Origin of the sequence: Salipiger pentaromativorans (assembly GCF_024721115.1) — a bacterium.
Classification (GTDB): Bacteria; Pseudomonadota; Alphaproteobacteria; order Rhodobacterales; family Rhodobacteraceae; genus Salipiger; species Salipiger pentaromativorans.
This window is the reverse complement of the sequence record NZ_JAMDHK010000003.1, coordinates 181,455-195,077: the sequence shown is the minus strand read 5'-3', so window position 1 is coordinate 195,077 and position 13,623 is coordinate 181,455. Positions and strand designations below refer to the sequence as shown.

Genomic DNA, 13,623 nt, shown 5'->3' with positions numbered 1-13,623 from the left:
ATGAGAACCCAGAGGAGACACCCATGACCCTCAGACTGACCCGCCGGGGCTTTCTCGGCACCGCCGCCGCCGCTGCGGCCAACCCTCTGCTGCCGCGCTCCGCGCTGGCGGCCACGCCGCTGACCATGCAGGCGGCCTGGATCAACGATGCCGAGTTCGCGGGCTATTTCCTGGCCATGGACGAAGGCTATTACGCGGCCGAGGGGCTCGATCTGGGCTATCTCTCGGGCGGGCCCGACGTGATCCCCGAAAGCACCATCATCGCGGGCCGCGCCGATCTGGCGCTGACCACGCCCGACACCACGATCAAGGCCATCGCCGAGCAGGGTGCGCCCTTCAAGATCATCGGGGCGCAGTATCAGAAGAACCCCATCGGCATCGTGTCGCTGGTCTCGAACCCGATCGCCGAGCCCAGGGATCTGATCGGCAAGACGCTGGCGGTGCCGCCGGTCAATGTGATCTCGGTCAACGCGATGCTGAAGCTGAACGGCATCGACCCGTCGCAGGTCAATATCGTGCCCTATGCCTACGATCCGACCCCGCTGATCAAGGGCGAGATCGACGCCAGCCTCGATTTCACCACCAACGTGCCCTACACGATCGGCCAGCAGGGCGTCGAGGCGACCTCTTTCCTGCTCTACGATTTCGGGTTCACCATCTACAACGACACGGTGGTGGTGACCGAAGAGGTGCTGGCCGAGAAACGCGATCTGCTGATTGCCTGGCTGCGGGCGTCGCGCAAGGGCTGGGAGGAGAACTTCAAGGACCCCGCCGCCTGGCCGCCGAAATGGGCCGACAGCCATTTCAAGGGCACCGGGCGGACCATCGACAACGAGGTGTTCTTCAACACCGCGCAGCAGCCGCTGATCGAAAGCCCGTCAGGCATCTTCGCGATGACCGGCGAGGACATCGAAAAGAACCTCTCGGCGCTGGGAGAGGTCGGCATTGTCGGCAGCCACGACATGTTCGACACGTCGCTTCTGGACGCGCTCTGATGCAGGTGCCGGACGGGATCGCGCTGGACGGGGTCGGCAAGACCTTTGCCGGCCGCGGCAAGGTGGTCGAGGCGCTGCGCGATGTCACCCTGTCCTGCCCGTCCGGCTCTTTCACCGCGATCATCGGCCCTTCGGGCTGCGGCAAATCCACCGTGATGCGGATCGCGCTGGGGCTCGAGAGCGCCGATGCCGGACAGGTCCGCATCGCCGGCGCGCCGCCGCTTGCCGCGGCGCGCGACGGTGTCACCGGGGTGGCGTTTCAGGACGCGGCGCTTCTGCCCTGGCGCACGGTGCGGCGCAATGTCGAGGTGCCGCTCGAAGTGCTGCGCCAGCCGCTGCGGGCCAATGCCGCCAAGGTTCAGGCAATGATCGAGCTGGTGGGGCTCAAGGGCTATGAAAACGCGCTGCCCGGCGAATTGTCGGGCGGGATGCGCCAGCGGGTGGCCATCGCCCGGGCGCTGGTCACCCATCCCAAGGTCCTGTTCATGGACGAACCCTTTGGCGCGCTGGACCAGATTCTGCGCCGCCAGATGAATCTCGAATTGCAGCGGATCTGGGCCGAGACCGGCTCGACCGCCTTTCTCGTCACCCATGGCATCGACGAGGCGGTGTTCCTTGCCGACCGGGTGGTGGTGATGCACGCGAACCCGGGCCGCATCGTCGAGGTGATCGACATCCCCTTCGCCCGCCCGCGCGCGCCCGAGCTGTTCTCCGATCCGGCCTTCCACGCGGTCTGCGATCATATCGCAAAGGTGCTGCATGGCGGCTGAGGCGTCGCGCTGGAGCGGGCTGCGCAACGCGGCGATCCTGCTGCTCCTCTGGGAGATCGTCGGCCGCCTCGATCTGGTGGCGGGCGGCGCGCTGCCCGGTCTCACCGAGATCCTGCACCGGCTCTGGATCGACCGGGCGGATTACCCGCTGCATATCTGGGCCACGCTTTACGCCTCGGGGCTGGGCTTTGTGATCGGCAATCTGGTGGGGATCGCCGCCGGGGTGATCTTTGCGCTGTTCCCCGCCGCGCTGCGGGTCTTTCGCGGGGTGAATATCGCCGTCTTCGCGCTGCCGCCCATCGCCATCGCGCCGATCCTGGTGCTGACGCTGTCGGGCATGGCGCCGCGCGTCACGCTGGCGGCGATGGGGGTCTATTTCGTCACCATGACCGCCACGGTCATCGGCATCACCCAGGCCGACAGCCGCGCCCGGGACCTGATCCGGGCCTATGGTGGCGGGCGCTGGGACGTGTTGCGGCTGGTGCAGCTTCGGGGCGCGGTGCCGGCGATCCTGGCCGGGCTGCGCGTCGCCGCGCCCAACGCCGTGCTGGGCGCGATCCTCGCCGAGTTCGGCGGCGGCGGACGCTGGGGGCTCGGCACCTATCTGCTGGGGTCGCTCGGCCGGGGCGAGCCGGACCGGCTCTGGGGCATCGGGCTGGTGGCCACGGTGATCGCCGGGCTCAGCTATGCGGGCTTTGCCCTGCTGTCGCGGCGCATGCTGGGCGCCAGCCGCGCGGTGACGCTGAACGCCGCGGTGCCCGAGGCCGCCCCGGCGAAACTGTCGCCTGTGCCGCGCCTGCTGCTGGGGCTGGCGGCGATCGCGATGCCGTTTCTGCTCTGGTGGGGTTTCATCCGTCTGACCGGCGTGCCCGATCTGATCTCGAAAACCCCCTGGGGGGTGATCGACTACCTCTTTCTCGGGCGCAGCGCCGAGAGCGCGCAGGCAAGGCTTCTGGCGGCGCTGGCCGAAACCCTGCCGATCACCTTTGTCGGGATGCTGGCGGGGCTCGGCTTTGCCTTCCTGCTGGCGATCTCCTCGCGGCTTTTCCCCCGCGCCATCGCCGCCTTCATGCCGGTGGCGCTGATCACCCAGACCATGCCGCTGGTGGCGCTGACGCCGCTTCTGGTGCTGATCCTCGGGCGGGGCACGACGCTGACCCTGTGGGTCACCATCTCGGTCACCTTCTTTCCGGCCTTCGTCACGCTGGCGCAGGGGCTGGCGCTGGTGCCGCGCAGCGCCGAAGAGCTGCCGCGCGCCTATGGCGCCAGCCGCTGGACCGAGATCCGCATGGTCACCATTCCCGCCTCGCTGCCCTATCTCTTCGCGGCGACCCGGCTGACGGTGCCCCGGGCGCTGCTGGGGGTGATGATCGCCGAGTGGCTGGCGACGGGCAAGGGGCTCGGCAATCTGCTGAACCAGTCCCGGGGTTTTCTGGATTACGGCATGATCTGGAGCGTCGCCGCCGTTTCGGTGGCGCTGTCGGTGCTGTTCTATCAGATTGTCGTGGTCATCGAACGCCGCGTGCTGCGGCGCGTGGGGATGTCCTCGGCGGAATGACCGGCGCGCCCGGCGGCTGAACCCGCCGCCGGGCGCGCGGTGCGGCGTTATTCCGCCGCAACCTGCGCCGCGCCCGGTGTGTAGTTGAGGATCGGGCCGAGCCAGCGCTCGACCTCTTCCACCGCCATGCCCTTGCGCGCGGCATAATCGACCACCTGGTCGCGCTCCACCTTGGCAACGCCGAAATAGTAGCTGTCGGGATGGCCGATATAGAGCCCCGAGACCGAGGACCCGGGCCACATGGCATAGCTTTCGGTCAGCTCGACGCCGGTGGCCGCGGTGGCATCCAGCAGCTCGAACAGGGTGGTCTTTTCGGTGTGGTCGGGTTGTGCCGGATAGCCCGGGGCCGGGCGGATGCCGGCGTAGTGCTCGGCGATGAGATCGGCGTTGCTGGCCGTCTCGTCCGGCGCATAGCCCCAAAGCTCCTTGCGCACCTTCTCGTGCATGCGCTCGGCAAAGGCTTCGGCAAAGCGGTCGGCCAGCGCCTTGACGAGAATGGAGGAATAATCGTCGTGCTTGTCCTCGAACGCCTTGGCGATGGCGATTTCCTCGCGGCCCGCCGTCACCACGAACCCGCCGACGTAATCCGGCGTGCCTTCGGGCGCGACGAAATCCGACAGCGCCACATTGGGCCGGTCGCCGCGTTTGGCGGTCTGCTGGCGCAGGGTGAAGAAGGTGGCCAGCTCCTCGGCGCGATCCTCGCCGGTGAAGAGGCGGATGTCGTCGCCCACCGCATTGGCCGGCCAGAAGCCCACCACGGCACGCGGGTGGAACCATTTCTCGGCGATGATCTGTTTCAGCATCGCCTGCGCGTCGGCAAAAAGCGCGCGGGCGGCCTCGCCCTGTTCGGGATCGTCGAGGATCTTGGGATAGACCCCCTTCATCTCCCAGGTGCGGAAGAAGGGCGTCCAGTCGATATATTCGGCCAGTTCCGCCAGATCCCAGCCGTCGAAGACCCGGGTGCCGAGAAAGCTGGGGGCCGGCGCATGGTTGCCGAAGTCGAGCGTCAGCGCATTGGCGCGGGCATCCTCCAGCGGCAGGCGTTTCTTGGCCAGCTCCGCGCGGGCGTGTTTCTCGGCCACATCGGCATATTCGGTCTGGATATTGGCCACATAGCCGGGTTTCTGCACCGGCGACAGCAGCGAGGAGACCACGCCCACCGCGCGGCTGGCATCGGTCACATAGACCGCCTGACCCTTGCCGTAGCGCGGGTGAATCTTCACCGCCGTGTGCACGCGCGATGTGGTGGCGCCGCCGATCAGCAGCGGGATGTCTAAGCCTTCGCGCTCCATCTCGGAGGCCACATGCACCATCTCGTCGAGCGAGGGGGTGATGAGGCCCGAGAGGCCGATCACATCCACGCCCTCGGCTTTGGCGGTGGCGAGGATCTTTTCGGCGGGCACCATCACGCCCAGGTCGATGATCTCGTAATTGTTGCAGGCGAGCACGACGCCGACGATGTTCTTGCCGATGTCATGCACATCGCCCTTCACCGTCGCCATCAGCACCTTGCCCGCCGCCTCGCGCCCGTCGCCGCCGGTGAGGCGCTTTTCCTCTTCCATATAGGGCAGCAGGACGGCCACGGCCTGTTTCATCACGCGGGCGGATTTCACCACCTGCGGCAGGAACATCTTGCCCGCGCCGAAAAGATCACCCACCACGTTCATCCCCGCCATCAGCGGGCCCTCGATGACATGCAGCGGACGCTCGGCCTGCTGGCGGGCCTCTTCGGTATCGGCGTCGATGAATTCGGTGATGCCGTTGACCAGCGCGTGTTCCAGCCGCTTTGCCACCGGCAGTTCGCGCCACGACATGTCCTTTTCGCGGGTCTTGCCGCCGCCCTGGCCGCGGAATTTCTCGGCGATCTCCAAAAGGTTCTCGGTGGCATTGCCGCCGTTCGCGGGTTTGCGGTTCAGCACCACATCCTCGCAGGCCTCGCGCAGTTCCGCGTCGATCTGGTCGTAGACCGCAAGCTGGCCGGCGTTGACGATGCCCATGTCCATCCCGGCCTGAATGCCGTGATAGAGGAACACCGCGTGCATCGCCTCGCGCACCGGCTCGTTGCCCCGGAACGAGAAGGACAGGTTCGAGATGCCGCCCGAGATATGCACATGCGGGCAGTCGCGGGTGATGCGGCGGGCGGCCTCGATGAAATCGACGCCGTAATTGTCATGTTCCTCGATCCCGGTGGCGACGGCAAAGACGTTGGGATCGAAGATGATGTCCTCGGGCGGGAACCCCACCTCTTCGGTCAGGAGCTTGTAGGCGCGGGCGCAGATCTCGACCTTGCGGTCCTCGGTATCGGCCTGGCCCTTTTCGTCGAATGCCATGACCACCACGGCGGCGCCGTAGCGGCGGCAGAGCCGGGCTTGCTGAAGGAAGGTTTCCTCGCCCTCTTTCATCGAGATCGAGTTGACGATGCATTTGCCCTGCACGCATTGCAACCCGGCCTCGATCACCTCCCATTTCGAACTGTCGATCATGATCGGCACGCGGGCGATGTCGGGCTCGGCGGCGATGAGGTTCAGGAACTCGATCATCGCCTGTTTGCTGTCGATGAGCCCCTCGTCCATGTTGATGTCGATCACCTGCGCGCCGTTCTCGACCTGATCGCGGGCCACATCAAGCGCCGCGGCGTAATCGCCGTTGGTGATGAGCTTCTTGAACCGTGCCGAACCGGTGACGTTGGTGCGCTCGCCCACGTTCACGAAGGGAATGTCCTTGGTCAGCGTGAAGGGTTCGAGGCCCGAAAGCTTCATCAGCGGCTGCGCCTCGGGGATCTTGCGCGGGGCGTGGCCCGCGACCGCCTGCGCGATGGCGCGGATGTGGTCGTAGGTCGAGCCGCAGCAGCCCCCGACGATGTTCAGCAGACCCTCGCGGGCAAATCCCGCGATCTGCGCCGCCATCTGCTCGGGCGTCTCGTCGTATTCGCCCATCTCGTTGGGCAGGCCCGCGTTGGGATAGGCGCAGATCATGGTGTCGGCGACACCCGCGATTTCGGCCAGATGCGGACGCATGGCGGCGGCGCCAAGCGCGCAGTTCAGACCGACGGTCAGCGGCTGGGCGTGGCGCACCGAATGCCAGAAGGCGGTGGGCGTCTGGCCGGAAAGAGTCCGGCCAGACAGGTCGGTGATCGTGCCCGAGATCATCACCGGCAGGCGCTCGCCGCGTTCGGCGAAGACCTCTTCGCAGGCAAAGATCGCGGCTTTGGCGTTCAGCGTGTCGAAAATCGTCTCGATCAGCAGGATGTCGACGCCGCCGTCGATGAGCGCGCGCACCTGCTGGCCATAGGCTTCGCGGAGCTGATCGAAGCTCACCGCGCGGAAGCCCGGGTTGTTCACATCCGGGCTGATCGAGGCGGTGCGGTTCGTCGGCCCGAGCGCGCCGGCGACAAAGCGCGGACGGCCGTCCTCGGCCTCGGCGCGGTCCATGGCGCGGCGGGCGATCTGGGCGCCGTGATAGTTCAGGTCGTAGACCGCGTGTTCCATGCCGTAATCGGCCTGCGCGATGACGGTCGAGGAAAAGGTGTTGGTTTCGGCAATATCGGCGCCGGCCATGGCGTAGAGATAGTGGATCTCTTCGATGGCCTCGGGCTTGGTCAGGTTCAGGATGTCGTTGTTGCCCTGCTGCGGCTTGTCGCTGTCATGCGGCAGGTGGCAGGTGCAGGCCCCACCGCCGCAGCCCTGGAAATCGCCCTCAACCAGCCCGAGCTTCTGGATCTGCGTGCCCATGGCGCCGTCGAGGATGAGAATGCGGTCGCGCGCCGCGTCGTGCAGGCGGGCAAAGACGGGCGAGCGGGGAAGAGCTGTGGCGGCCATCGCGGCGATTTGTCCTTTTTCGGGTTCGGGCCCTGTCTAGGGCAAATGGCTGCGCAAGCGAAGGTCATAATGATCATGCTTTTCATGAGGCAGATTCATCTTGGGTCGGGGACGATGCCGGGTCGCAAGCGGCTGTCACAAAGGAACGGACCGGCAGGTCCGTCAAAGAGAAATCCAGATATTGACGTCGATTGGCGCGCGTGCGCAATATGTCGTTGTCTTGGTGCCCGCGACTCGTTGCGGGTGAAAAGGGAAGCCGGTGAGAATCCGGCACTGCCCCCGCAACTGTAAGCGGCAAGCCAAGGCCCCGATCCACTGGCAGGGACAGCCGGGAAGGGGGGCCGAGGCAGTCGAGCCGCAAGTCAGGAGACCTGCCAGGACAACGACACGACACCGGGCGGTGGGTCCGGGAGCTGTGGTCGGCGCGGGTGTCCGCGCCTGTCCGCGTCTCTCCCTCCATCGCCCAACAGGCAGACAGAGACAAGGGACGGACCATGAGCATCACCGTGTATTCCAAACCCGCCTGCGTGCAATGCACCGCCACCACACGCGCGCTGGCCGCCAAGGGCATCGCCTTCGACCTGATCGATCTCACCGAGGACGCCGACGCGATGGCCCGGGTGACCGAGCTTGGATACCGTCAGGCGCCGGTGGTGATGGCGGGTGACGATCACTGGGCCGGCTTCCGCCCCGACAAGATCAGCGCGCTGAGCTGAGTGTCTTGGGCGGGCTGGTCTATTTCTCCTCGCGTTCGGGCAACACGCAGCGCTTCGTCTCCCGGCTCGGGCTGACGGCGCAGCGGATCCCGATCTCGCCCGAGGAGCCCATGCCCGCCCCCCGCGCGCCCTTTGTTCTGGTGACGCCCAGCTATGCCGACGGGCAGGGCCGGGGGGCGGTCCACAAACAGGTGATCCGGTTCCTCAACGACCCGGACACGAGGCAGCATCTCCGCGGCGTGATCGCCGGCGGCAACCGCAATTTCGGGGCGTTGTTCGCCCTGGCGGGCGATGTGGTGGCGCAGAAATGTCGCGTCCCCGTTCTCTACCGGTTCGAGCTGGCCGGCACAGAGACCGACATCGCCCGTGTCAGAGAAGGACTGGACAGGTTTTGGAAGACGCACTTCTCGACCGCGATCTGAACGACGCAGCCCCCGCCAAGGCGGTGCCGGTGGAATGGCAGGGTCTGGATTACCACGCGCTGAACGCGATGCTGAACCTCTATGACGACGAGGGGAAGATCCGCTTCGACGCCGACCGCATGGCGGCGCGGCAGTATTTCCTCCAGCATGTGAACCAGAACACCGTGTTCTTTCACTCGCTTGAGGAAAAGCTGCGCTATCTGGTCGATGAGGGCTATTACGAGGCCCATGTGCTGGGCCAGTATGACGACGCCTTCCTGGCAAAGATCTGGGACGCCGCCTACAAGATCAAGTTCCGCTTTCCGACCTTCCTCGGCGCGTTCAAATACTACACCAGCTACACGCTGAAGACCCGCGACGGGAAGCGCTATCTCGAACGGTTCGAGGACCGGGTGGTGATGGTCGCCCTGACGCTGGCGCGCGGCGAAGAGGCGCTGGCGATGCAGCTCATGCGGGAAATGCTCGGCGGCCGGTTCCAGCCGGCGACGCCCACCTTCCTCAATGCCGGCAAGGCGCAGCGCGGCGAGCTGATCTCGTGTTTCCTGCTGCGGCTCGAAGACAACATGGAAAGCATCGGGCGCGGCATCAACTCGGCGCTGCAACTGTCGAAGCGCGGCGGCGGTGTGGCGCTGATGCTGACCAATATCCGCGAGCACGGCGCGGCGATCAAAGGCATCGAGAACCAGTCCTCGGGTGTCATTCCGGTGATGAAGCTTCTGGAGGATTCCTTCAGCTACGCCAACCAGCTCGGCGCGCGGCAGGGCGCGGGGGCGGTCTATCTCAATGCCCACCACCCGGACATCCTGCGGTTCCTCGACACCAAGCGCGAGAATGCCGACGAAAAGATCCGCATCAAGACGCTGAGCCTCGGCGTGGTGATCCCCGACATCACCTTCGAGCTGGCGAAGAAGAACGACGACATGTACCTGTTCTCGCCGCATGACGTGGAGCGGGTCTATGGCAAGGCGTTCTCGGAGATCTCGGTCACCGAGAAATATCACGAGATGGTGGATAACCCCAGGATCCGCAAGAAAAAGATCAATGCGCGGGCGTTCTTCCAGACCATCGCCGAGATCCAGTTCGAGAGCGGCTATCCCTATATCATGTTCGAGGATACGGTGAACCGCGAGAACCCGGTGGCCGGGCGGATCTCCATGTCGAACCTCTGTTCCGAGATCCTTCAGGTCAACGAGGCGTCGGAATTCAACGACGATCTCGGCTACAAGCATCTGGGCACGGATATTTCCTGCAACCTCGGCTCGCTCAACATCGCCAAGGCGATGGATGGCGGCGATCTCGGCGCCACGGTCGGCACCGCGGTGCGAGCGCTGAACGCGGTGTCCGAGATGTCGTCGATCGACTCTGTGCCCTCGGTGCGGCGCGGCAATGACGAGAGCCATGCCATCGGGCTCGGCCAGATGAACCTGCACGGCTTCCTTGCGCGCGAGCGGATCCATTACGGCTCGCCCGAGGGGATCGACTTCACCAATATCTATTTCGCCACCGTGCTCTATCACTGCCTGCGCGCCTCCAACGCGCTGGCCAGGGAGCGGGGGCGCAGTTTCGTGGGCTTCGAGGCGTCGAAATACGCCGACGGCTCGTTCTTCGACAAATATGTCGAGCGCGACTGGCTGCCGGAGACCGACACCGTGCGGGCGCTCTTCGGGCGCTTCGGCGTCGAGGTGCCGGGGCGCGAAGACTGGGCCGCGCTGCGCGATGCGGTGATCGAGGGCGGGCTCTACAACCGCAACCTCCAGGCGGTGCCGCCCACCGGCTCGATCAGCTATATCAACAACGCCACCTCGTCGATCCACCCGATCACCGCCAAGATCGAGATCCGCAAGGAAGGCAAGATCGGCCGCGTCTATTACCCCGCCGCCTTCATGTCGAACGACAACCTTGAATTCTACAAGGACGCCTATGAGATCGGCGCCGAGGCGATCATCGACACCTATGCGGCGGCGACCCAGCACGTCGATCAGGGCCTGTCGCTGACGCTGTTCTTCAAGGACACGGCGACGACGCGCGACATCAACCGGGCGCAGATCTATGCCTGGAAGAAGGGGATCAAGACGATCTACTACATCCGCCTGCGCCAGATGGCGCTGGAAGGCACCGAAGTGCAGGGTTGCGTGTCCTGCTCGCTCTAGGCGCGGCGGGTGGGCAGATTGCCCACCCTACTTGGCCGGGCGCGCGTTCGGTCTGCCAGCGTCGGGTACATATGGCGGCGTGGGGCGGAGAGCGTGTTCTGGAGTATTTTGAGAAAGATGAAAGACGCAGGGCGGCGCACCGCCCGTAGGGTGGGCAATCTGCCCACCGTCTGTCGCACATTTAGCCCCGTAGTCCGAAGGGTCACACCATGAAAGACATCGCCCAAACCCGCCCGGTGCCGCGCGCCATCAACTGGAACCGCCTTCAGGACGACAAGGATCTGGAGATCTGGAACCGTCTGACGGTGAATTTCTGGCTGCCGGAAAAGGTGCCGCTGTCGAACGACATCCAGAGCTGGTCGCAGCTCACCGAGGAGGAGCAGCGGCTCACCATCCGGGTCTTCACCGGGCTGACGCTGCTCGACACGATCCAGAACACCGTCGGCGCGCCCGCGCTGATGGCGGATGCGGTCACCCCGCATGAGGAAGCGGTGCTGACCAATATCGCCTTCATGGAGGCGGTGCATGCGCGCAGCTATTCCTCGATCTTCTCGACGCTGTGTTCGACGGCGGAGGTCGACGAGGCGTTCCGCTGGTCGGAGGAGAATGCGCAGCTCCAGCAGAAATCGCGGCTGATCCTCGACGAATACGACGCCACCGCCAACCCGCTGCGCAAGAAGGTGGCGAGCGTGTTTCTCGAGAGCTTCCTGTTCTACTCGGGCTTCTACCTGCCGATGCACTGGTCGAGCCGGGCGCGGCTGACCAACACCGCCGACCTGATCCGGCTGATCATCCGCGACGAGGCGGTGCATGGCTATTACATCGGCTACAAGTTCCAGCGCGGGCTGGAGCGGTTGTCCGAGGCCGAGCGCAAGGAGATCAAGGATTTCGCCTTTGCGCTGATCTTCGATCTTTACGACATCGAGACGCGCTATACCGAAACGCTCTACGATCCGCTGGGGCTGACCGAGGATGTGAAGGCCTTTTTGCATTACAACGCCAACAAGGCGCTTCAGAACCTCGGTTTCGAAAGCCTGTTCCCGGATGAGCTTTGCAAGGTGAACCCGGCGATCATGGCGGCGCTCAGTCCCAATGCCGACGAGAACCACGATTTCTTCTCGGGCTCTGGGTCGTCTTACGTGATCGGCAAGGCGGTGGCGACGGAAGACGAAGACTGGGATTTCTGACCCCTCGCGGCGGGCCGGGGCGGCTCTGGACATTGTCCGGCGCCCGGCCGAAGCTCCGGGAAACGCAACCGGAGGGCCACCGATGGATCGCAGGATGAGTTTGCACGACGTCGAGGCGGCGGCGGAGCGGATCCGGGGCCGGGTGCGGGAAACGCCTGTCAAACCCTCGCCCGGACTGTCGGCACGGGCGGGCGGGCCTGTCTGGCTGAAATGCGAACACCGGCAGGAAACCGGCGCCTTCAAGCTGCGCGGCGCCGCGCATGCGGTGGCGCGGCTCGGCGCGGTTGCCGGGGTCACCACCGCCTCGACCGGGAACCATGGCCGGGCGCTGGCCTTTGCGGCGCGGCAGCGCGGGGTGCCGGCGGTGATCTGCCTGTCGCGGCTGGTGCCCGGCAACAAGCGCGAGGCCATCGCCGGGCTCGGGGCCGAGGCGCGGGTGACCGGCGCCAGCCAGGACGAAGCCTTCGAAGAGGCGCGGCGGCTGGAGCGCGACGAGGGGTTTGCGCTGATCCCGCCGTTCGACCATGCGGATGTGATCGCGGGACAGGGGACGCTTGGGCTCGAGATCCTCGCGCAGCTCCCCGATGCGGCCACCATCGCCGTGCCGCTCTCCGGCGGCGGGCTTCTGTCCGGTGTCGCGCTGGCGGCGAAGGCGCTGCGTCCCGGCATTCGCATCGTCGGCATCAGCATGGCGCGCGGGGCGGCCATGGCGGCGAGCCTGGCCGCGGGCCATCCGGTCGAGGTGGCGGAGCTGGAAACGCTGGCCGACTCGCTGGGCGGCGGCGTGGGGCGCGACAATCGCCTGACCTTTGCCATGTGCCGCGACCTGGTGGACGAGGTGATCCTGCTGAGCGAAGCGGAGATCGCCGCCGGCCTCCGCCATCTCGCGCGGGAGGACGGAGAGATCGTGGAGGGGGCCGCCGCCGTCGGGGCGGGGGCGATCCTTGGCGGCAAGCTGCGCGCGGATCGCGGCCCGCTGGTGCTGATCCTGTCGGGCGGCAACATCGACCCGGCGCTGCACGCCCGGATCATGAGGGAGCAGGACGCATGAGCGACATTCGTATTCTGCACGAGGCGGATCTGCGCGCGCGGATTTCGCTGGATGCCGCCGCCATCGACGTGGTCGAGGCGGCCTTTGCCACGCTGGCGCGGGGCGGGGTGGCGATGCCGCCGATCCTGTCGATGCACATGCCGGACGTGAATGGCGAGGTCGACGTCAAGACCGCCTATGTGCCCGGGTTGCCGGGCTTTGCGGTCAAGATCTCGCCGGGGTTCTTCGACAACCCGGCCAAAGGCTTGCCCTCGACCTCGGGGCTGATGGTGGTGCTGTCGAGCGAGACGGGCCGGGTGCGGGCGGTGCTGCTCGACAACGGCTATCTCACCGATGTGCGGACCGCCGCCGCGGGCGGCGTGGCGGCGCGGCATCTGGCGCGGGCGGATGCCCGCCGGGCGGCGATTTTCGGCGCCGGGCTTCAGGCGCGGATGCAGCTGCGGGCGCTGGCGCTGGTGCGCCCGATCTCCGAGGCGGTGATCTGGGCGCGCGATGCCGCCAAGGCGCGGGCGCTGGCCGAAGAGCTGAGCGGCGAGGGCATGAGTGTGCGGGCCTGTGCCGATCCCGCCGAGGCGGCGGCTTTCGGCGACATCGTCGTGACGACCACGCCGGCCACCGAGCCGATCCTGCGGGCGGAGTGGCTGCGTCCGGGGCAGCATGTGACCGCCATGGGCAGCGATCAGTCGGGCAAGAACGAGCTCGATCCGCAATGTTTCGCGCGGGCGGATCTTTATGTTGCCGACCGGGTCAGCCAGACCCGCGATCTGGGCGAGCTGCGTGCGGTGCTGGCGGCGGGGCTTGCCCCCGATCCCGCCGGTCTCCCCGAGCTTGGCGAGATCGTCGCGGGCCGCCATCCGGGCCGCACGGCACCTGAACAGATCACCATCGCCGACCTGACCGGCACCGGTATTCAGGACACCGCCATCGCGACCCACGCGCTGGGGGCCTTTGCCTGA

Annotated in this window: 10 protein-coding genes and 1 riboswitch; of the genes, 9 read left to right on the top strand and 1 reads right to left on the bottom strand. The window is 66.3% G+C overall.

The window, feature by feature from the left end; translation table 11 throughout:
• The first annotated feature begins 23 nt into the window (after nucleotides 1-23).
• From M4578_RS06845 to M4578_RS06835, 3 genes are read left to right on the top strand one after another with little or no spacing between them, the layout of a single operon-like run.
• Nucleotides 24-995 carry an ABC transporter substrate-binding protein gene (locus M4578_RS06845; RefSeq protein WP_258092715.1) on the top strand — a complete coding sequence of 324 codons (972 nt, stop codon included), beginning with the start codon at nucleotides 24-26 and terminating at the stop codon, nucleotides 993-995.
• Nucleotides 995-1,765, top strand: a complete 771-nt coding sequence (locus M4578_RS06840) for an ABC transporter ATP-binding protein (protein WP_258092714.1) — start codon at nucleotides 995-997, stop codon at nucleotides 1,763-1,765. Before M4578_RS06845 ends, M4578_RS06840 begins: the two co-directional genes overlap by 1 nt.
• Nucleotides 1,755-3,323: an ABC transporter permease gene (locus M4578_RS06835; protein WP_258092713.1), complete on the top strand. Its 1,569-nt coding sequence runs from the start codon at nucleotides 1,755-1,757 to the stop codon at nucleotides 3,321-3,323. Before M4578_RS06840 ends, M4578_RS06835 begins: the two co-directional genes overlap by 11 nt.
• Nucleotides 3,324-3,370: 47 nt before the next feature.
• Here the strand turns inward: M4578_RS06835 and metH are convergent, their stop codons facing one another.
• Nucleotides 3,371-7,141 (bottom strand): methionine synthase, encoded by a 3,771-nt coding sequence (gene metH / locus M4578_RS06830; RefSeq protein ID WP_258092712.1) that lies wholly within the window; start codon nucleotides 7,139-7,141, stop codon nucleotides 3,371-3,373.
• 204 nt (nucleotides 7,142-7,345) lie between these two features.
• A riboswitch (cobalamin riboswitch) is annotated at nucleotides 7,346-7,534 on the top strand.
• A gap of 101 nt (nucleotides 7,535-7,635) precedes the next feature.
• Here metH and nrdH point away from each other — a divergent pair.
• The 6 genes from nrdH to M4578_RS06800 all read left to right on the top strand — a co-directional run bounded on the left by nrdH (nucleotide 7,636) and on the right by M4578_RS06800 (nucleotide 13,623).
• Nucleotides 7,636-7,857: a glutaredoxin-like protein NrdH gene (gene nrdH, locus M4578_RS06825; protein WP_076703214.1), complete on the top strand. Its 222-nt coding sequence runs from the start codon at nucleotides 7,636-7,638 to the stop codon at nucleotides 7,855-7,857.
• 5 nt (nucleotides 7,858-7,862) lie between these two features.
• A complete protein-coding gene (gene nrdI / locus M4578_RS06820; RefSeq protein ID WP_258092711.1) occupies nucleotides 7,863-8,279 on the top strand; it encodes a class Ib ribonucleoside-diphosphate reductase assembly flavoprotein NrdI in 417 nt (138 codons plus the stop codon).
• A 68-nt stretch (nucleotides 8,280-8,347) separates the two neighbouring features.
• A complete protein-coding gene (gene nrdE, locus M4578_RS06815; protein ID WP_338054516.1) occupies nucleotides 8,348-10,429 on the top strand; it encodes a class 1b ribonucleoside-diphosphate reductase subunit alpha in 2,082 nt (693 codons plus the stop codon).
• 209 nt (nucleotides 10,430-10,638) lie between these two features.
• A complete protein-coding gene (gene nrdF / locus M4578_RS06810) occupies nucleotides 10,639-11,616 on the top strand; it encodes a class 1b ribonucleoside-diphosphate reductase subunit beta (protein ID WP_258092710.1) in 978 nt (325 codons plus the stop codon).
• A 94-nt stretch (nucleotides 11,617-11,710) separates the two neighbouring features.
• On the top strand, nucleotides 11,711-12,667 hold the full coding sequence (gene eutB, locus M4578_RS06805) for a hydroxyectoine utilization dehydratase EutB (protein ID WP_258092709.1): 957 nt from the start codon (nucleotides 11,711-11,713) through the stop codon (nucleotides 12,665-12,667).
• Nucleotides 12,664-13,623 (top strand): cyclodeaminase, encoded by a 960-nt coding sequence (locus M4578_RS06800; protein ID WP_258092708.1) that lies wholly within the window; start codon nucleotides 12,664-12,666, stop codon nucleotides 13,621-13,623. Before eutB ends, M4578_RS06800 begins: the two co-directional genes overlap by 4 nt.

Excerpts from the sequence above, each read along its gene's own strand:
- nrdH (WP_076703214.1), top strand. The coding sequence starts at position 7,636 with ATGAGCATCACCGTGTATTCCAAACCCGCCTGCGTGCAATGCACCGCC.
- M4578_RS06835 (WP_258092713.1), top strand. The coding sequence starts at position 1,755 with ATGGCGGCTGAGGCGTCGCGCTGGAGCGGGCTGCGCAACGCGGCGATC.
- nrdF (WP_258092710.1), top strand. The coding sequence starts at position 10,639 with ATGAAAGACATCGCCCAAACCCGCCCGGTGCCGCGCGCCATCAACTGG.
- metH (WP_258092712.1), bottom strand. The coding sequence starts at position 7,141 with ATGGCCGCCACAGCTCTTCCCCGCTCGCCCGTCTTTGCCCGCCTGCAC.
- eutB (WP_258092709.1), top strand. The coding sequence starts at position 11,711 with ATGAGTTTGCACGACGTCGAGGCGGCGGCGGAGCGGATCCGGGGCCGG.
- M4578_RS06840 (WP_258092714.1), top strand. The coding sequence starts at position 995 with ATGCAGGTGCCGGACGGGATCGCGCTGGACGGGGTCGGCAAGACCTTT.
- M4578_RS06845 (WP_258092715.1), top strand. The coding sequence starts at position 24 with ATGACCCTCAGACTGACCCGCCGGGGCTTTCTCGGCACCGCCGCCGCC.
- nrdE (WP_338054516.1), top strand. The coding sequence starts at position 8,348 with ATGCTGAACCTCTATGACGACGAGGGGAAGATCCGCTTCGACGCCGAC.
- M4578_RS06800 (WP_258092708.1), top strand. The coding sequence starts at position 12,664 with ATGAGCGACATTCGTATTCTGCACGAGGCGGATCTGCGCGCGCGGATT.